Source organism: Cupriavidus pauculus, assembly GCF_003854935.1.
Lineage (GTDB): Bacteria > Pseudomonadota > Gammaproteobacteria > Burkholderiales > Burkholderiaceae > Cupriavidus > Cupriavidus pauculus_C.
In genome coordinates, this window is record NZ_CP033969.1 from 2469017 (window position 1) to 2487957 (window position 18941).

Consider the following 18941-nt stretch of genomic DNA (forward strand, 5'->3'; position numbering starts at 1 on the left):
TGCGTTTTCGCTATCCCGAAAGAGGAGAAGAGATGTCCAAGAACACGTTCCGGCTGATGGCCGGTGCCGCCACGGTTGGCGCCATGGGCCTGCTGGCCGCCGCGCCGGCGTTTGCCGCCAAGGATGCGGTGATGGCCGTGTATTCCACGTTCACCACGCTGGACCCGTATGACGCCAACGACACGCTGTCGCAGGCCGCCACCAAGTCGTTCTACCAGGGCCTGTTCGGCTTCGACAAGGACATGAAGCTGGTGAACGTGCTGGCCGAGAGCTACGACGTCAGCAAGGACGGCCTGGTCTACACGTTCAAGCTCAAGAAGAACATCAAGTTCCACGACGGCACCACGTTCGATGCCACCGCCGTCAAGGCCAACCTGGACCGCGTGACCGATCCGGCCAACAAGCTCAAGCGCTACACGCTGTTCAACCGCGTGGCCAAGACCGAGGTGGTGGACCCGTACACCGCCCGCGTCACGCTCAAGGAACAGTTCTCGCCGTTCATCAACGTGCTGGCCCACCCGTCGGCCGTGATGATCAGCCCCACGGCGCTCAAGAAGTACGGCAAGGAAATCGCCTTCCACCCGGTGGGCACGGGCCCCTTCGAATTCGTCGAGTGGAAGCAGACCGATTACCTGAAGGGCAAGAAGTTTGCCGGCTACTGGAAGACCGGCTACCCGAAGATCGACACGATCACCTGGAAGCCGGTGGTGGACAACAACACCCGCTCGGCCGTGATGCAGACCGGCGAGGCTGACTTCGCGTTCAGCATCCCGTTCGAGCAGGCCGCCGTGCTGAAGGCCAGCCCGAAGGTGGACCTGGTGGACGCGCCGTCGATCATCCAGCGCTACCTGTCGCTGAACACGATGGTCAAGCCGTTCAACGACCCGAAGGTGCGCCAGGCCATCAACTACGCGATCAACAAGGAAGCGCTGGTCAAGGTGGCGTTTGCCGGCCATGCCGTGCCGGCCGAGGGCGTGGTGCCGCCCGGCGTGGACTACGCCGAGAAGCTGGGCCCGTGGCCGTACAACCCGGCCAAGGCGCGCGAGCTGCTGAAGGAAGCCGGCTACCCGAACGGCTTCGAGACCACGCTGTGGTCGGCCTACAACCACACGACGGCCCAGAAGCTCATCCAGTTCGTGCAGCAGCAACTGCAGCAGGTGGGCATCAAGGCCCAGGTGCAGGCCCTGGAAGCCGGCCAGCGCGTGGAGCGCGTGGAATCGGTGCAGAAGCCCGAGGAAGCCGGCGTGCGCATGTACTACGTGGGCTGGTCGTCGTCGACCGGTGAGTCGGACTGGGCGCTGCGTCCGCTGCTGGCATCGGAATCGATGCCGCCGAAGCTTCTGAACACGGCGTACTACAAGAACGACCAGGTCGACGCCGACATCGCCGGCGCCCTGCGCACCACCGACCGCGCCGAGAAGGCCCGCCTGTACAAGGACGCCCAGGAACGCATCTGGAAGGACGCCCCGTGGGCCTTCCTGGTGACCGAAAAGGTCCTGTACGCCCGCGCCAAGCGCCTGACCGGCGCCTACGTGATGCCCGACGGCTCGTTCAACTTCGACGAGATCGACATCAAGCAGTAAGCAGTTGGTTTTCCCCTCTGCCGCTTGGCGGAAGCGGGGCCGGGGGACGGGCGGGCGGTGCGGCTTGCGACTTGTCGCGGCTGGCGCCGCCGGCCCTCACCCCCAACCCTTCCCCCGCTGGCGGGGGAGGGGCGCAGCAAAGGCAGTGGCCTTGAAACGAAGTGGTAGCAGTCGCGGTACGCAGTACGCATAACAAGCTGTTCATAAAGCGGTAAGCCGTAAGCCGCCTGCCCGTGTAGGCGGGGTGAAAGGGCGGGCGGCCTTCGGTCTCAATTTCTGGTTTTCTGGTGTCAGGATGCTGAATTACTTCCTCAAACGATTTCTGGGCGTCATACCGACAATGCTGATCGTGGCAGTGTTGGTGTTTCTGTTCGTCCACCTGCTGCCCGGCGATCCGGCGCGGCTGGCCGCGGGCCCGGAAGCCGATCAGGCGACCGTCGAGCTGGTGCGCAAGGACCTGGGGCTCGACAAGCCGATGCACGAGCAGTTCGTGCGCTTTTTCACGAACGCGCTGCGCGGGGAGTTCGGCACGTCGCTGCGCACCAAGCGTCCGGTGGCCGACGAGATCGGCGAGCGCTTCCTGCCCACGCTGTACCTGACGCTGACGTCCATGGTCTGGGCCGTGGTCTTCGGCATGGCCATCGGCATCAGCTCGGCCGTCTGGCGCAACCGCTGGCCGGACCGCCTGGGCATGACGCTGGCCGTCTCGGGCATCTCGTTCCCGGCCTTCGCGCTCGGCATGCTGCTGATGGAGATCTTCTCGGTGCAGCTCGGCTGGCTGCCGTCGATTGGCGCCGATAGCTGGAAACACTACATCCTGCCCTCGCTGACGCTGGGCGCCGCCGTGGCCGCCGTGATGGCGCGCTTCACGCGGGCGTCGTTCATCGAGGTGCTGCAGGAGGATTTCGTGCGTACCGCCCGTGCCAAGGGCGTGCGCGAGACCGTGGTGGTCATCAAGCACACGCTGCGCAACGCGATGATTCCCGTGGTCACCATGATGGGCCTGCAGTTCGGCTTCCTGCTGGGCGGGTCGATCCTGGTGGAGATGGTCTTCAACTGGCCCGGCCTGGGCCGGCTGCTGGTGGACGCCGTGGAGATGCGCGACTACCCGGTCATCCAGGCCGAGGTGCTGCTGTTCTCGCTCGAATTCATCCTGATCAACCTGGTGGTGGACTTGCTGTACACCGTGATCAACCCCACCATCCGCTACAAGTAAGGAGGCCGACATGACCGAGCTTTCCACGTCCGCCCCCGCCGCCCAGGCCGCCGCGCCCGAGGCCGTCCGCACGCCCTGGACCGAGTTCTGGCGCAAGTTCCGCAAGCAGCACCTGGCGCTGGCCGCCGGCGTGTTCGTGCTGCTGCTGGTGGTGATCGCCATCCTGTCGCCGCACATCGTGCCGTACGACCCCGAGAACTTTTTCGACTACGACGCGCTGAACGCGGGTCCGTCGGCCGCCCACTGGATGGGGGTCGATTCGCTGGGCCGCGACATCTTCAGCCGCATCCTGGCCGGCACGCGCATCTCGCTGGCCGCCGGCGTGTTCTCCGTGATCATCGGCGCCATCATCGGCACGCTGCTGGGCCTGCTGGCCGGCTACTACGAGGGCTGGTGGGACCGCATCGTCACGCGCATCTGCGACGTGCTGTTCGCGTTTCCGGGCATCCTGCTGGCCATCGCCATCGTGGCAATCCTGGGCAACGGCATGTTCAACGTGGTCTGCGCCGTGGCCGTGTTCAGCGTGCCCGCGTTTGCCCGGCTGGTGCGCGGCAACACGCTGATGCTCAAGCGCCTGACCTACGTGGAGGCCGCGCGCAGCATTGGCGCGTCGGACTGGACCATCCTGATGCGGCACATCCTTCCGGGCACGGTATCGTCGATCGTGGTCTATTTCTCGATGCGGATCGGCACGTCGATCATCACCGCCGCCGGCCTGTCGTTCATCGGCCTGGGCGCCCAGCCGCCCACGCCCGAGTGGGGCGCGATGCTGAGCCAGGCGCGCGCCGACATGGTCACCGCGCCGCACGTGGCAATCTTCCCGAGCCTGGCGATCTTCCTGACCGTGCTGGCGTTCAACCTGCTCGGCGACGGCCTGCGCGACGCGCTGGACCCGAAGATCGACCGCCGCTGATCGCATGGCCAACGCTCCCATCGTCGGCAGGCTGCCGGCGGGCCCGCGCAACGCCATCACCGACGTGGCCGGCGTGACCGTCGGCCACTGCACGCTGGCCGACGGCGCCTGCCAGACCGGCGTGACCGTGGTCCGGCCGCATCCGGGCAACGTCTACGTGGACAAGGTGCCGGCCGCCGCCACCGTGTTCAACGGCTTCGGCAAGAGCATCGGGCTGGTGCAGGTGGACGAACTCGGCGTGATCGAGACGCCCATCGCGCTGGGCAACACGTTCGCGGTGGGCGCGCTGGCGCAGGCCCAGATCCGCGCCGCGATTGCCGACAACCCCGAGATCGGCCGCGGCTGGCCGACCGTCAATCCGCTGGTGTTCGAGTGCAACGACGGCTACCTGAACGACATCCAGGCGATGGCGGTGCAGGGCGCCCACTACGACGCGGCGCTGGCGGCGGCCGGCCCGGACGTGCCGCAGGGCGCGGTGGGGGCCGGGCGCGGCATGTCGTCGTTCGGTGCCAAGGGCGGCATCGGCACGGCGTCGCGCGTGGCTGGCGGGTATACGGTCGGCGCGCTGGTGCTGTCGAACTTCGGCACGCCCGATTCGCTGATCCTGGCCGGCCGTGCGCTTGGCGCCGCGCTCGACGCCCGGCTGAAACAGCCGCCCGAGCCCGAGAAGGGCTCGATCATCCTGATCGTCGCCACCGACGCGCCGCTGGACGCGCGCCAGTTGCGCCGGCTGTCGATGCGCGCGGGCACCGGGCTGGCGCGTACCGGGTCGGTCTACGGGCACGGCTCGGGCGACATCGCGCTGGCATTCTCCACGGCCTACACCGTCCCGCACCTGGCCAGCGCGCCAATGCCGGCCGTGCCGATGGTCCACGAATCGGCGCTCGACCCGTTGTTCCGGGCGGCCGCCGACAGCGTCGAACAGGCCATCGTGCACGCGCTGTGGCACGCCGAGACCGTCCACGGCCGTGACGGCCATACCCGCCGCGCGCTGCGCGAGCTGCTGCCAGACCTGCTGCAAGGCTTTACCGCATGAAGATCCTGATTTCCGTCGATATCGAAGGCGTGGCCGGTGTGTTCCACGTCGAGCAGACGCGCGCCGGCAACGGCGAATACGAACGCGCCCGCGCGTGGATGACCGGCGAGGCCAACGCGGCCGTGCAGGGCGCCTTTGCCGGCGGCGCCACCGAGGTGCTGGTCAACGACTCGCACGGCGGCTTCCGCAACCTGCTGCCGGACCAGATCGACCCGCGCGCCCAGCTGGTGCTGGGCAAGCCGCGCTACCTGAGCATGGTGGCCGGCGTGGAGCAGGACTGCGACGGCCTGTTCATGATCGGCTACCACGGCCGGGCCCAGAGCCGTGGCGTACTGGCGCATACGATCAACAGCGGCGCGTTTGCGCGGGTCTGGTTCAACGGGCTGGAACTGGGCGAGGCCGGCATCTACGCCGCGCTGGCCGGCGAGTTCGACGTGCCCGTGCTGATGGCCAGCGGCGACGACGTCTTCGTCGCCGAAACCCGCCCGCTGATGCCGTGGGTGCGCTACGTGCAGACCAAGACGGCCGGCGGGCAGGGCAGCGGCACGTCGCTGTCGCCCCAGGCCGCCCGCGACGCCATCGCCCACGCGGCCGAAGCGGTCACCCGGCAGGCCATCTCGCGGCCCGAGGCGCGCTGCTTCGAGTTGTCCGGCCCGGTCACCTGCCGCCTCCAGACGCAGACCACGGCCCACGCCGACCTGTTCTGCCAGTGGCCAACGTTCGAGCGCGTCGACGGCGTCACGCTCACCTTCACCGCACCCACCGTCCAGGCCGCCGTCCGCATGCTGAACTGCTGCTCGGCGATGTCGTTCATGCTGAAGTAGCCCGCCCAGCGTTCTGGTGGTTTGCTCCCCTCTCCCGCCCGGCGGGAGAGGGGCCGGGGTAGAGGGCAGGCGGTGCAAACTGCCACACGTCGGCAAGCAGAGCCTCGACACCCTCACCCCCAACCCCTCTCCCGCGCGCGGGAGAGGGGAGTCCCGACAGCGGCAACTTGCAGGCCGCCAGCCGATCAGTGGGACAATGGCGTCCGTTTTCCCACTGGTATCGCTCATGACCGTACCGCCGCCCGGGCGCTGGATGCCTGTTCGCAAGGATTTTGTCGATCCGACGGCTACGCGCTGCCATGCGCGCAGTGCCCGCGGCGGGCGTCATCACGGCTTTCCGGAAGGGCAGGCGTGGATCCTGCGCGGGCCTGACGGCCACGAGTATCCGTTCGGCGACGCATGTGCCCGGGCCGTGCTGGCCGTGCCGGGCGAGCTGGACACGGTGCCCGACTACACCGAGCGCGACGCGGTCAAGCGGGTCGATGCCGCCATCGACGCCGCGTTCGCCAGCCAGCCGCGCCGCAAGCCGACGCCCGCCGAACTGGCGCTGGAGCGCCGCAACGCCGCCACGCGCTACGTCGTGCTGCGCATGGAGAAGGTGGCGGGCGTGCCGCGCGTGCAGCCGACGGTGCGGTTTCCGGCGCTGGAAGACCTGTACCAGCAGATCGTGGCCGGCCGGCCGCTGGCGCCGGCGCAGGTGCAGCGCGTGCTGGCAATCGAGCGCAGCCCGGCCACGCCGCCCAAGCTCAAGGCGCTGAACCTGCTCGATGTCTACACGGCCCACGTGAAGCTGGAATGGCTGATTGCCGCCGCCAGCCGCGAGGACCGTATCCGCTTCCTGCGCAGCCTGCACGACTGGCTGGCGCGGCACCTGGTGCTGTCCGCCGCGCAGATCGAGGCGGCCGGCATCGTCATGCATCCCCACGCGTTCCGCTCGGCCTGGCCGGCCGATGGCGCCGGCGAACTGTTCTGAGGCGCCGGCGCTCGCGCCGTCCTACGTGCCGCTTTCCTCGATCAGCCACTGCCGGAACGCCCGCGCGGCCGCCGGCTCGGCGCGGTCGCGCGGCCACGCCACGTAGTAGCCGCCGCCCAGCGACGCGCTGGCGTCGCACGCGCGCACCAGCAGGCCGGCCGCCAGGCAGCGGTCGATCATGTAGCGCCATCCCAGCACGATGCCCTGGCCCTCGATGGCCATCTGCACCAGCACCGGATAGGTATTGGCCACCAGCTCGCGCTCGAAACGGGTCTCGCGCAGGCCGTTGCGCGCGAACCAGGCCGGCCACGACATCCAGATGCGCTGGGCGTCTTCCAGCACCAGCAGCGACTCGCGCGGCAGGTCGGCCACCGACAGCGTGCGGCCATTGAGGTACGACGGCGCGCAGACCGGGAACACTTCCTCGTCATAGAGCCGCTGCGCGGCGATGCCGCTGGGCGCGCCCTCGCGCAGGTAGTAGATGCCGACGTCGAAATCGGTACCCGACAGCGACGCCAGGCTGTCGTTGACCAGCAGCCGCACGTGGAAGTCCGGATGCCGCGCGCGGAACGCGGCCAGGCGCGGCGTCAGCCACAGCACGGCCACGCCCGACGAACAGGCCACGGTCAGCTCGACCTGGCCCTTGCGCTTCATCACGTCCTCGGTGGCTTCGGCGCAGCGCACCAGCAGCCGCTGCACCTGCTCGGCGTACTGCTGCCCGCTCACGGTCAGCCGCAACGCGCGCGGCTCGCGGATAAACAGCTTCTTGCCGAGGAATCGTTCGAGCTGCGCCACCTGCCGGCTGATGGCGCTCTGCGTCAGATGCAGCTCGGCCGCGGCCTTGGTGAAACTGCCGTGCCGCATCGCCGATTCGAACGCGACAAGACAGGGCAACGGGGGCAGGGGGGTGATGCGCATGGGGGCGTCAGGCAGTGGCAGCGGTAGTGCCATGATAGACGCAAGGGGTGTGCCAGAGGGGGGGTGATGGTGCGGGCCGCGGCCTGGCGTGGTTTGCTCCCCTCTCCCGCTCGCGGGAGAGGGGTCGGGGGAGAGGGCCAGCGGTCCAAACCGGGACAAGCCGCATCGGAACCGCATTGCCCTCTCCCCCAGCCCCTCTCCCACTTCGCGGGAGAGGGGAGCAAAACCGGCGGTGTTGCGGGAAGAAGCCGCTACCGGCTTACCGCTCCCCGTAAACCTTCCCCGCCTGCATCACCATCGTGATGCGGGCGTCGGGGCCGGCCAGTACGCCGATGTCGGTCAGCGGGTTGCCGTCGACGAGCAGCACGTCGGCCATGGCGCCGGCCTGGATCACGCCCAGTTCGCCTTCGCGCTGCAGGATCTCGGCGGCGATCGAGGTGGCGGAGCGCAGCGCTTCGGCGTTGCCCAGCAGTTCGGCGCGGATCAGGAATTCCTCGGACTGGTACTGGTGCATCTCGCCCAGCAGGTCGGAGCCGAAGCCCATCGGCACGCCGGCCTCGGCGTAGATGGCCAGCGAGTCGCGGCCGGCCTGGCGCACGGTCTCGATCTTGGCTACCGAGTCGGCCGGCAGGCCCAGGCGGGCGCCGTCGCGGGCCAGCGCGTCGTAGGTGATCAGCGTGGGCACCACGTAGGCGCCGTGCTCGCGCATCACGCGTGCGGCTTCTGCATCGACGAGGTTGCCGTGCTCGATGGTCCGCACGCCGCAGCGCACGGCGCGGGCGATGGCGCGGCCCGTGTAGGCGTGGGCCATCACGTAGGTCTGCGCGGCCTCGGCCTCGGCCACGATGGCGCGGATCTCGTCCTCGCTGTACTGGGTGTGGCCGATCGGGTCGGTCGGCGACGCCACGCCGCCAGACGCCATGATCTTGATCTGCGTGGCGCCTTTCTGGATCTCCTCGCGCACGGCCAGCCGCACGGCGTCCACGCCGTCCACCACGCGGGCGATGGCGCCGGCGCGGAACGCGCACGAGCACGGCTCCAGCGTGTCTGAACGGGGCCGGAAGTCGCCGTGGCCGCCGGTCTGGGACAGCGCCTTGCCCGACGGGAAGATGCGCGGCCCGGGAATCAGCCCCGTGGCCACGGCCTGGGACAGGCCCCAGTCGGCGCCGCCGGCGTCACGCACGGTGGTGAAGCCGCGCTCCAGCATGCCGCGCATGATCGGCATGGCGCGGAAGGCCACCAGCACGTTCGGCTGCACCGCGTTCAGGCCAAGGTTGGCCAGCGACGCCAGCACGTGCACGTGCAGGTCGATCAGGCCCGGCATCACGGTCTTGCCGGTCGCGTCGATGGTGCGGGCCTGCGGCGCGTGGATCGGCGTGGCGCTGACGTCGACGATGCGGTCGCCGTCGATCAGCACGTCATGGCGCGGCAGCAGCGCGCCGCGCACGGGGTCTAGGACGTTGCCGCCCTGGAGCAGGATCTGGGTCATCTGGACTTCGCGGTTACTTCGATTGCAGGTAGGCCGGCTCGCGCACCAGGCGCGTGCCGCAGAAGCTGATGGCGGCCGCGATCATCACGTAGATGGCCGGCGCCATGGTGCTGCCGGTGCTGGCGATCAGCCACGTGATGAAGAACGAGGCAAAGCCGCCAAAGATCGTCACGGCCAGGTTGTAGGCCACGGACAGGCCGGTGGACAGCACCTTGGCCGGGAACAGCTCGGCAAACGCGGCCAGGATGGGGCCCGTGTAGGCCGCAATCAGCACGCCGAACACGATCTGGAACACCAGCAGCGACGCCAGGCCCGGCGCGTGGTTGATGTACGCGAACATCGGCCATGCCAGCACGAAGATCAGCGCGGCGGCGCCCGACAGCAGCCCGCGGCGGCCGATGCGGTCGGCCATCATGCCCACGATGGGTGCGAACACCATGATCGCCAGGCCGCCGGCCATGCCGGCCACGAAGCCGGTGGACTGCGGCACCTTGAGCACCTTCACGGCGTAGGTCGGCATGTAGAACAGCAGCACGTAGGTGCAGACCGTCCACAGGATCACCATCGAGAAGCTGGCGGCGGTCTGGCGCGGGTAGTCGCGCAGCACCTCGGTCAGCGGCGAATCGGTCTTGTCGGTGGTGGCCTGGAACGTCGGCGTCTCGTCGAGGTTGTTGCGGATGTAGAACCCCACCGGGCCGATGATCATGCCGATCAGGAACGGCAGGCGCCAGCCCCAGCTATTGAGCGCCTCGGGGCTCAGCGTCGAGGTGACGAACGTGCCCACGGCGGCACCCAGCAGCACGGCCACGCCGATGCTGGCCTGGATCCAGCTCGAATAGTAGGCGCGCTGCGTCTCCGGGGCGTATTCGGTCAGGAAGGCGGTGGCGCCGCCCATCTCGCCGCCGGCGGAGAAGCCCTGCATCAGCCGGGCCACCACGATCAGCAGCGGCGCGAACAGGCCGATCTGGTCATACGTGGGCGCGATGCCGATCAGCGTGGTGCCGGCCGCCATCAGCAGGATGGTCAGCGACAGCGCGGCCTTGCGGCCCACGCGGTCGGCGTAGACGCCCAGGATGATGCCGCCCACGGGGCGCATGAAGAAGCCCACGCCGAACGTGGCCACGGCCAGCAGCAGCGATGACAGGTCGTTCCCGGTGGGGAAGAAAAGTTTGGCGATGATCACGGCAAAGAAGCTGTACACCGTGAAGTCGAACCATTCGAGGCCGTTGCCGATCACCGTGGCGATGATGGCGCGGCGGCGTTGACTGGCCCCGATGGGGGGCACCGTCTCCGCATAGGCGGGGGCGCTGGCTTGCATGTCTCTCTCTCCCTGTTTGGCAGAACGCTGGGAAGCCTGTTCTTGTTTCAGGCTCTGGCCGATGGTAGGGGTGCCGTGCCGGGCGCGAGAAACGATATCTGCGCATGGTCGCATGACGCCAGCGCATGGCTGGCCCGCGCCGCCGCTGGAACTAGGCCGCGCCGTTGATGCGCCCCAGCGCGCCCGTCACGCCGTACGCGCACAGCATTTCCAGCTGCGCGGCCACGGTGTCGACGAAGACCGGCGACTGCGCAAGGTCGCCAAACACCGGCGCAAAACCGGCGATGATCCGCACGCGCGCCTGTTCGCGTGTGCGGGGATCGAACAGTTTTTCGGTCTCGCGCGCGGCGCGGGCCATCGCGTCGGCCAGCGCCGGGGCCAGCGGGTCTTCGATCGGGAAGGCGTTACCGGCTTCGTCGTAGCCGCGCAGGAAGTGCAGCCACGCGGCCACGCCCAGCGCCAGGCGCGGAAACGGCTGGCCGGCGGCCAGGCGGTCGCGGATCGGCGCCAGCAGCCGCTGCGGAATCTTCTGCGAGCCATCCATGGCGATCTGGCGCGTGCGATGACCCAGCGCCGGGTTGGTAAAGCGTGGCAGCAGGCTGGCGCGGTAGGCGTCCACGTCGAGCCCGGGCAGCGGCGGCAGCGTGGGCTGGGTCTCGCGCGCCATGGTGTCGGCGATGAACGTGTGCACGGCCGGCTGGGCGATCACGCGGTCGGTGGTGGGCCAGCCGGCCAGCACGCCCATGTAGGCCATCATCGACTGGCTGCCGTTGACCAGCCGGTGCTTGAGCACCTCGAACGGCCGCGCCTCGGCCACGAACTGCGCGCCGCCTGCTTCCCACTGCGGACGGCCGGCCGCAAAGCGGTCCTCGATCACCCACTGGAAGAACGGCTCGCCGACCACGGGCCAGGCGTCGTACAGGCCCAGCGCGCCGGACACCTGCGCGACGTCGTCGGGGGTGGTGCGCGGCACGATGCGATCCACCATCGTGTTCGGGAACGTGCAGCGCGCGGCCACCCAGTCGTGCAGCGCCGGGTCCACCTGCGCGCAGAAGGCCAGCAGCACGCGGCGCAGCGTGTCGCCGTTGGCGGCCAGGTTGTCGCACGACAGCAGCGTCACGGGCCCCAGCCCGCGTTCCATCCGCCGCGCCAGCCCGCGCGCCAGGTAGCCGATGGCAGTGACCGGATGGGTGGCGCCGGACAGGTCCTCGACGATGCCGCGGTCCTGGCGGTTCAGCTCGCCGGTGGCCGGGTCGTGGCAGTAGCCTTTCTCGGTGACGGTCAGGCTGACGATGTGGGTGTCGCGGTGAGCGATACGGTCCAGCACGACCTCGGGGTCTTCCTCGGCCACCAGCACGTCCAGCACGGCGCCCACCACCTGCAGCGTCTGCGCCGTGGCGCTGCGCAGCGCCAGCGTATACAGGCCGTCCTGCGGCTTGAGCGCGTCGCGCGTGTCGGGCCGGCGCAGCGACACGCCCACGATACCCCAGCGCAGACCGTCCTCGCCGGCCGCCTCGATGGCTGCCTCGGTGATCTCGGCCTGGTGGCCGCGATGGAATGCGCCGATGCCCAGGTGGACGATGCCGGCGCGCAGCCGGTCACGCGGATAGCCGGGGCGGCGCACGGCGGCCGGCAGGGCCGCGAGCCGGCCCGGGTGCAGGCGCGGCAACTGTTCGATATCGCTCATCACGGTCTCCGTTGTTTGTCGGCCTGCCCGTTTGTCCGCCTGCCCGCCTGCGCCGGTGCCCCGCGCTACCAGTGCCACAGCGTGCCGTCGTGGGCCAGCCGGTTCACGGGCAGATACGCGCGCTGGTACGGGTAGCGGGCCGCCAGCGCCTCGTCGATGTCGACGCCATGGCCCGGCGCATCGCCGGGGTACATCATGCCGTCCGCAAACGTGTACGCGTGCGGGAACACGGCGTCGGTCTCCTCGGTGTGGCGCATGTACTCCTGGATGCCGAAGTTGGGCACCCAGATGTCGAAGTGCAGCGCCGCGCCCATGCAGGCCGGCGACAGGTCCGTGGCGCCGTGGCAGCCGGTGCGCACCTGGTACATCGCCGCAAAGTCGGCAATCCGGCGCAAATGCGTGATGCCGCCGGCGTGCACCACCGTCGCACGAATATAGTCGATCAACTGTTCCTCGATCAGCGTGCGGCAGTCCCAGATGCTGTTGAAGACCTCGCCCACTGCCAGCGGCGTGACCGTGTGCTGGCGGATCAGCCGGAACGCGCGCTGGTCTTCGGCCGGCGTGGCGTCCTCGATCCAGAACAGCCGGAACGGCTCCAGCGACTTGCCCAGCCGGCCCGCCTCGATCGGCGTCAGCCGGTGGTGCACGTCGTGCAGCAGGTGGATGTCCGGGCCCACGGCGTCGCGCACCTTGTCGAACAGCTTCGGCGTGTGATCGAGGTAGCGCTCGGTGCTCCAGTCGTGCTCGGACGGCAGGCTCGCGTCGGCCGGCTCGTAGAACAGCCGGTCGCCGGACACGCCATAGACCTTGTTGAGCCCCGGCACGCCCGACTGCGCGCGGATGGCCTTGTAGCCCATCTCCTTGTAGCGCAGCACTTCTTCCACCGTGTGGCCGATGTCGCTGCCGTTGGCATGGCCGTAGACCATCACGCCGGTGCGGCTCTTGCCGCCCAGCAACTGGTACAGCGGCAGGTTGGCGGCCTTGGCCTTGATGTCCCAGAGCGCGGTGTCCACGGCGGCGATGGCGCTCATGGTCACCGGGCCGCGCCGCCAGTAGGCGCCGCGGTACAGGTACTGCCAGATGTCCTCGGTCTGGTGCGGGTCGCGGCCGATCAGGCACGGGATGACGTGGTCCTCCAGGTAGCTGACGACGGCCAGTTCGCGGCCGTTGAGCGTGGCGTCGCCGATGCCGGTCAGCCCTTCGTCGGTCTCGATCTTGAGCGTGACGAAGTTGCGCCCCGGGCAGCAGACGATGACGCGCGCGTTGGTGATCTTCATGCAGGGTCTCCGGAAGTCCAGCGGGTTGTCACATCACGGCGCCCAGCGCCCACGGCACGAACTCGTTCTGGCCGTAGCCGTGCTGCTCGCTGCGCGTCTGGCGGCCCGACGCGGTGTCCAGCATCAGCCGGAAGATGGCGGCGCCCTTGTCGGCAATCGTCGCGTCGCCGTCCAGGATGTCGCCGCAGTTGATGTCGATGTCCTCGGCCTGCCGCTGCCACAGCGCGGTATTGGTCGACAGCTTCAGCGACGGCGCCGGCGCGCAGCCGTAGGCCGACCCGCGCCCGGTCGTGAAGCAGATCAGGTTGGCGCCGCCGGCCACCTGGCCCGTGGCCGAGACCGGGTCGTAGCCGGGCGTGTCCATGAAGACCAGCCCGCGCGCCTGCACGGGCTGCGCGAATTCGTAGACCTCCACGAGGTTGGTGGTGCCGCTCTTGGCCACGGCGCCGAGCGACTTTTCCAGGATCGTGGTCAGCCCGCCGGCCTTGTTGCCGGCCGACGGGTTGTTGTCCATGTTGCCCGCGTGGCGGGCCGTATAGGCTTCCCACCAGCGGATGCGGGCCAGCAGGCGCTCGGCCACGGCCGGCGACACGGCGCGCCGCGTCAGCAGGTGCTCGGCGCCGTAGATCTCGGGCGTCTCGGACAGGATGGCGGTGCCGCCCTGCGCCACCAGCAGATCGACGGCGGCGCCCAGCGCCGGGTTGGCCGTGATGCCCGAGTAGCCATCCGACCCGCCGCACTGCAGCCCCACGACGATGTGGCTGGCCGGCACCGGCTGGCGCGCCACGCGGTTGGCATCGGCCAGCAGCCCGCGCACCACGTCCACGCCACGCGCCACGGTGCGGGCGGTGCCGCCCGTGTCCTGGATGTTGAAGCTGTGCAGCCGCGCGCCGTCGGCCAGCGCCGCCAGGCCGGGCTCGGCCAGCAGCCCGTCGATCTGATTCGTCTCGCAGCCCAGGCCCACCACCAGCACCGCCGCAAAGTTCGGATGGCGCGCGTAGCCGGCCAGCGTGCGGCGCAGCACGCGCAGGTTCTCGCCCTCGCTGTCGGTGGCGCAGCCGGCGCCATGGGTCAGCGCCACCACGCCATCGACGTTGGGGTAGGGTGCCAGCGCCTCGGGGTGGATGTCGCGCCGGAAATGGTCGGCGATGGCCCGCGCCACGGTGGCCGAGCAGTTCACCGACGTCAGGATGCCGATGTAGTTGCGCGTGGCCACGCGGCCGTCGGCCCGCACGATGCCGTCGAAGGTCAGCGCCTCGGTGGCCAGCGGGGTGTCGCGCACGTCGCTGCCGGACGCCGGGTCGCGCGAGACATCGCCCATCGCCAGGTTGTGGGTGTGCACGTGCTGGCCCGGCGCGATGGCCTGCCGAGCAAAGCCGATCACCTGGTTGTAGCGCCGCACGGGCGCGCCCTCGGCAATGGCGCGCACGGCCACCTTGTGGCCCGGGGGGACGAGGCTCGCCACGGTCACGCCTTCGTCGCGCAGCACCGTGCCGGGCAGCAGTTGGCGGCAGGCGATGACGATGTCGTCGGCGGGATGGATGCGGATGACTGCCGGTGCGGACATGCGGCGCTCCGTCGGGGTCAGTTGGACCAGCCGCCGTCGATGACCTGCGCGGTGCCGGTGGTGAACGCCGATTCGTCGGACGCCAGGTAGACGGCCAGCGCCGCGACCTCGGCGGCGGTGCCGATGCGGCCCATCGGCTGGCGCGCGATGAAGTCGGCCTCCACCTGGGCCAGCGTCTTGCCGCCGGCGGCGGCCTGCTGGCTGATGCGCTGGCGCAGCGACGGCGATTCCACGGTGCCGGGGCAGATGGCGTTGCAGCGGATGCCGCGCGTGATGAAATCGGCCGCCACGGCCTTGGTCATGCCGATCACGGCCGCCTTGGAGGCACCGTAGACGAACCGGTTCGGCGCGCCCTTGATGCTGCTGGCCACCGACGCCATGTTGATGATCGACCCGCCGCCCGCGTCGAGCATCGCCGGCAGGAACGCCCGCATCATCCGGTACATCGCGCGCACGTTCAGGTTCATCGAGAAGTCGAAGGCGGCGTCGTCGCAGTCCAGGATCGAGCCGTGATGGACAAAGCCGGCGCCGTTGAACAGCACGTCGATGCGGCCGATCTCGCGCGCGGCGGCCTCGACGGCGGCGCCATCGGTCACGTCCAGCCGGCGGGCCTGGCAGCCCGGCAGCGCGGCCAGCGCCGCCAGCGTCTCGGGGTTGATGTCGGCGGCGTGCACCTGCGCGCCTTCGCGCAGGAACGCCTCGGCCGTGGCGCGGCCAATGCCCTGGCCGGCGGCGGTGACCAGCGCGATCTTGCCGGCGAGTCGTTGCGACATGGATGGCTCCTTGGGTGCGGGTCGTTATCGGACAAACGAACAAAGGCGGGGGCGGCGCGTGCCGTCACTTGCCGCCGACGAGGTTGGGCAGCCACATCACGATCTGCGGCACGTACGTGATGGCGATCAGCGTCAGGAACAGCGGCGCCAGCCACGGCAGGATGGCCACCGTGGTGCGCTCCACCGACAGCCTGGCCACGCGCGCCAGCACGAACAGCACCATGCCCAGCGGCGGGTGCAGCAGGCCGATCATCAGGTTCAGCGTCATGATCAGGCCGAAGTGGATGGGGTCGATGCCAAGCTTGAGCACGATGGGCAGCAGGATCGGCACCAGGATCGTGATGGCGGCCGTGGTGTCGATGAAGCAGCCGACGATCAGGATCAGCACGTTGGCCAGCAGCAGGAACACCCACTTGTTCTGGGTGAAGGACAGGATGGCGTCGGCCAGCGCCTGGGCGGCCTGGCTGGTGGTCAGCAGCCAGGCGAAGATCGACGCCGCCGTGACGATGAACAGCACCGACGCGGTGGTCTCGATCGTGTCGAGCGTGGCCTTGGCCAGCGCCCGCAGCGTCATCGACCGGTAGCGCACCAGGCCCAGGAACAGCGCCCAGATCACGGCGGCCACGGCGGCCTCGGTGGGCGTGAACCAGCCCAGCGTCATGCCGCCGATCAGGATCACGGGCGCCATCAGCGCCATCACGGCCGAGAAGTCGAAGTACCAGTCCAGCGCCAGCAGCACCACCAGCGCGATCATCGCGGCCATGTTGGTCGACATGCCGGCCGACACGGCCAGCCAGATCGCCATCGGGAACGCCAGCACCACCACGATCTCCACGGTGGCCGCGCCCAGCAGCTTCCACGAGAACGCGGTGTCGCCGCCCCAGCCGCGCCGGTGCGCGATCCACGCCACGGTGGCCATCATGAACAGCGTCAGCACCAGCCCCGGCACGATGCCGGCCAGGAACAGCGAGCCGATCGACACGTTGGCCATCATCCCGTAGATCACGAACGGCAGCGAGGGCGGGATGATGGGCCCCAGCGTGGCCGACGCGGCGGTCACGCCCACGGCGAACTCGGTCTCGTAGCCGTGGTCCTTCATCGCCTTGATCTCGATGGTGCCCAGCCCGGCCGCGTCGGCAATGGCCGTGCCGCTCATGCCCGAGAAGATCACCGAGCCGATGATGTTGACGTGGCCCAGCCCGCCGCGCATCCAGCCCACCAGCGCCACGGCGAAGTTGTAGATGCGGCCGGTGATGCCGGCCACGTTCATCAGGTTGCCGGCCAGGATGAAGAACGGCACGGCCAGCAGCGGAAAGCTCTCGACGCCGGCGATCATCCGCTGCGCCAGGATCACGTCGGGCACGGTGCCGCTGGCCCAGATGTAGAACAGCGACGCCAGCGCCATCGACACGGCCACGGGCATGCCCACCAGCATCAGCAGCAGGAACGATGCAATCAGGATCCACATGCTGCGCTCCTCAGTTGTCCGGCGCCTCGAACGCCGCCGGGCGCTCCAGGATCGAATAGCCGCGCCGCCAGTTCTGCACGGTCACCTGCAGCGACCGCCCGAACATCAGCACGAAACCCGCCAGCGCAATCCAGTACACGTGGCCCTTGTTCCATTCGATGGTGGTCATGGGCTCGTCGCCGACGATGCCGATGAACTTCCAGACCAGCCAGCACGCGTAGCCCAGGAACGCGGTGCGCAGCACGTCGACCAGCGTCGACAGCACGCGCGCCGGGCCGTGCGGCAGGTAGCGGTAGATCAGGTCCACCTGGATGTGGCGGCTCTTGCGCACGCACATCGACGCGCCGATGAAGACCACGCCGATCAGGCAGTAGGTGGCAAGCTCCTCCGTCCACGCCAGCGAGTCGTTCATGACGTAGCGCGTGAAGAACTGCAGGAAGACCAGGATCGTCATGACCCAGAACAGGCCCACCGTGAACCAGTCCTCGGTGGCGTAGCCGGACAGGTCCACCGGCTGCGCGTCGGCCTCCTCGAAGCTCTGGACGATTTCCTCGACCGAGGTCATGTGCGGGGCGCCCGCGGGCGGACTCGGGGCATCCCGGTCCGGCGGCAGGGCCTGGGAACGCATTTCCATTGGATGTCTCCGTTCCGTTGGTGGGGGTGCGGTGCTGGGGCTCCGTTTCCCGGCTGTGGGAGCGGGGGCGCCTTGTCTTTCTCCCCTCTCCCGCGCGCGGGAGAGGGGCCGGGGGAGAGGGCGTCGAGGTGCAAGTTGCGACGGGTCCGACGTGGAACCACCGACCCTCACAACCCTCTCCCGCCAGGGCGGGAGCCGGATAGCGCGCTACTTCACCGCCTGGATCTTCTCCCAGTCGGCTTTGCGGTAGCCCTGGGATTCCACGCTGACGTTCTTGAGCACCGCGTCGCGGTATTCCGGAATGCTGACCTCGGTCACCGTGATGCCTTTCTGCTTGAACACGGCCACCAGCTCCTTCTCGCGCGCCACCACGTCGGCCGTGGCCTTGGCGGCGGCTTCCTGCGCCACCTCGGCAAACATCTTGCGCTCGGGCTCGGACAGCTTCTTCCAGAGCGCGCCGGAGATGATCGTGTTCAGGTGGTCGACGATATGGCCCGTCAGCACGATGTACTTCTGCACCTCGTAGAACTTCTTCGCCTCGATCGTCGTCAGCGGGTTTTCCTGCGCCTCGACGGTGCCGTTCTGCAGCGCCAGGTAGACCTCGGCGAACGCGATGGGCGACGTGTTCACGCCGCACGCGCGCGGCATGGCCAGGTAGGCCGGCACGTCGGGCACGCGCATCTTCAGGCCCTTCATCTCGGCGCAGTGCGAGAACGGCTTGTTCGACGTGGACTGCCGCGTGCCGTAGTACGTGGTGGCCACGATGTGGTTGCCCGTCTTCTGCTCGTAGCCGGCCGTCAGTTCCTTGTAGATGTCGCTCCGGGTGTAGGCCAGCAGGTGGTCGGGATTGCGGAAGATGTACGGGTAGTAGGTCACGCCGATGCGCGGGAACGACTTGGCCGCGAAGCTGGAGCCCGAGATGATCATGTCCACGGTGCCCATCGCCAGGCCCTGGTTGATGTCGTTCTCCTTGCCAAGCTGCGACGCCGGGAAGACGTCGATCTGGTACTTGCCGTTGCTGCGCTTCCTGATCTCTTCGGCTGCCCACACGGACCACTTGTGGAATGGCTCGGACGTCTCGTAGACGTGGGCCCACTTGAGCTTGGTCGGCGCGGCCTGCTGGGCCTGGGCGGGGGTGGTCAGGGCGGCGGCCAGCAGCAGGCCGGCACCGAGCATGGACGACAACAGACGGCGGCGATGCATCATGAATGTCTCCTATCCGTGAAGATGCCGCCGGCCTTTATCGGATGGCCGGTCGGCGGCGA

16 protein-coding genes are annotated in these 18941 nt (G+C 69.0%); 6 read left to right on the top strand and 10 right to left on the bottom strand.

The genetic code is table 11. The features are described 5' to 3' along the window. Nucleotides 1–32 precede the first annotated feature (32 nt). From gsiB to EHF44_RS13010, 6 genes are all read left to right on the top strand, one after another. The gene (gene gsiB, locus EHF44_RS12985) at nucleotides 33–1583 is read left to right on the top strand and encodes a glutathione ABC transporter substrate-binding protein GsiB (protein WP_124684116.1); all 1551 of its coding nucleotides are present in this window, start codon (nucleotides 33–35) and stop codon (nucleotides 1581–1583) included. A 295-nt stretch (nucleotides 1584–1878) separates the two neighbouring features. Further along, nucleotides 1879–2799, top strand: a complete 921-nt coding sequence (gene gsiC / locus EHF44_RS12990; protein ID WP_124684117.1) for a glutathione ABC transporter permease GsiC — start codon at nucleotides 1879–1881, stop codon at nucleotides 2797–2799. A gap of 10 nt (nucleotides 2800–2809) precedes the next feature. After that, nucleotides 2810–3712, top strand: coding sequence for a glutathione ABC transporter permease GsiD (gene gsiD, locus EHF44_RS12995; protein WP_124684118.1), 903 nt, complete (start codon nucleotides 2810–2812; stop codon nucleotides 3710–3712). Between the two features lie 4 nt (nucleotides 3713–3716). Continuing rightward, nucleotides 3717–4748, top strand: coding sequence for a DmpA family aminopeptidase (locus EHF44_RS13000; protein WP_124684119.1), 1032 nt, complete (start codon nucleotides 3717–3719; stop codon nucleotides 4746–4748). Continuing rightward, a complete protein-coding gene (locus EHF44_RS13005; RefSeq protein ID WP_124684120.1) occupies nucleotides 4745–5572 on the top strand; it encodes a M55 family metallopeptidase in 828 nt (275 codons plus the stop codon). Before EHF44_RS13000 ends, EHF44_RS13005 begins: the two co-directional genes overlap by 4 nt. Before the next feature lie 226 nt (nucleotides 5573–5798). Next, nucleotides 5799–6545 carry a hypothetical protein gene (locus EHF44_RS13010; protein WP_124684121.1) on the top strand — a complete coding sequence of 249 codons (747 nt, stop codon included), beginning with the start codon at nucleotides 5799–5801 and terminating at the stop codon, nucleotides 6543–6545. A 21-nt stretch (nucleotides 6546–6566) separates the two neighbouring features. Here EHF44_RS13010 and EHF44_RS13015 read toward each other — a convergent pair whose 3' ends face one another. The 10 genes from EHF44_RS13015 to EHF44_RS13060 form a co-directional block, all read right to left on the bottom strand. Further along, on the bottom strand, nucleotides 6567–7463 hold the full coding sequence (locus EHF44_RS13015; protein ID WP_124684122.1) for a LysR substrate-binding domain-containing protein: 897 nt from the start codon (nucleotides 7461–7463) through the stop codon (nucleotides 6567–6569). A gap of 259 nt (nucleotides 7464–7722) precedes the next feature. Further along, nucleotides 7723–8952 carry a metal-dependent hydrolase family protein gene (locus EHF44_RS13020; protein ID WP_124684123.1) on the bottom strand — a complete coding sequence of 410 codons (1230 nt, stop codon included), beginning with the start codon at nucleotides 8950–8952 and terminating at the stop codon, nucleotides 7723–7725. 13 nt (nucleotides 8953–8965) lie between these two features. After that, complete coding sequence (locus tag EHF44_RS13025) at nucleotides 8966–10270, bottom strand: MFS transporter (RefSeq protein WP_124684124.1); 1305 nt, start codon at nucleotides 10268–10270, stop codon at nucleotides 8966–8968. A 151-nt stretch (nucleotides 10271–10421) separates the two neighbouring features. Next, nucleotides 10422–11957 carry a mannitol dehydrogenase family protein gene (locus EHF44_RS13030; RefSeq protein WP_124684125.1) on the bottom strand — a complete coding sequence of 512 codons (1536 nt, stop codon included), beginning with the start codon at nucleotides 11955–11957 and terminating at the stop codon, nucleotides 10422–10424. Nucleotides 11958–12022: 65 nt separating this feature from the next. Next, the gene (gene manD, locus EHF44_RS13035) at nucleotides 12023–13234 is read right to left on the bottom strand and encodes a D-mannonate dehydratase ManD (protein WP_124684126.1); all 1212 of its coding nucleotides are present in this window, start codon (nucleotides 13232–13234) and stop codon (nucleotides 12023–12025) included. 28 nt (nucleotides 13235–13262) lie between these two features. Next, nucleotides 13263–14801, bottom strand: a complete 1539-nt coding sequence (locus EHF44_RS13040) for a UxaA family hydrolase (protein ID WP_124684127.1) — start codon at nucleotides 14799–14801, stop codon at nucleotides 13263–13265. A gap of 17 nt (nucleotides 14802–14818) precedes the next feature. Beyond that, the gene (locus EHF44_RS13045; protein WP_124684128.1) at nucleotides 14819–15574 is read right to left on the bottom strand and encodes an SDR family oxidoreductase; all 756 of its coding nucleotides are present in this window, start codon (nucleotides 15572–15574) and stop codon (nucleotides 14819–14821) included. A gap of 64 nt (nucleotides 15575–15638) precedes the next feature. Beyond that, nucleotides 15639–17042 (bottom strand): TRAP transporter large permease, encoded by a 1404-nt coding sequence (locus EHF44_RS13050; protein ID WP_124684129.1) that lies wholly within the window; start codon nucleotides 17040–17042, stop codon nucleotides 15639–15641. 10 nt (nucleotides 17043–17052) lie between these two features. Further along, on the bottom strand, nucleotides 17053–17676 hold the full coding sequence (locus EHF44_RS13055; RefSeq protein ID WP_124684130.1) for a TRAP transporter small permease: 624 nt from the start codon (nucleotides 17674–17676) through the stop codon (nucleotides 17053–17055). A gap of 207 nt (nucleotides 17677–17883) precedes the next feature. Then, nucleotides 17884–18879: a sialic acid TRAP transporter substrate-binding protein SiaP gene (locus EHF44_RS13060; RefSeq protein WP_124685097.1), complete on the bottom strand. Its 996-nt coding sequence runs from the start codon at nucleotides 18877–18879 to the stop codon at nucleotides 17884–17886. Between the last annotated feature and the right edge of the window lie 62 nt (nucleotides 18880–18941).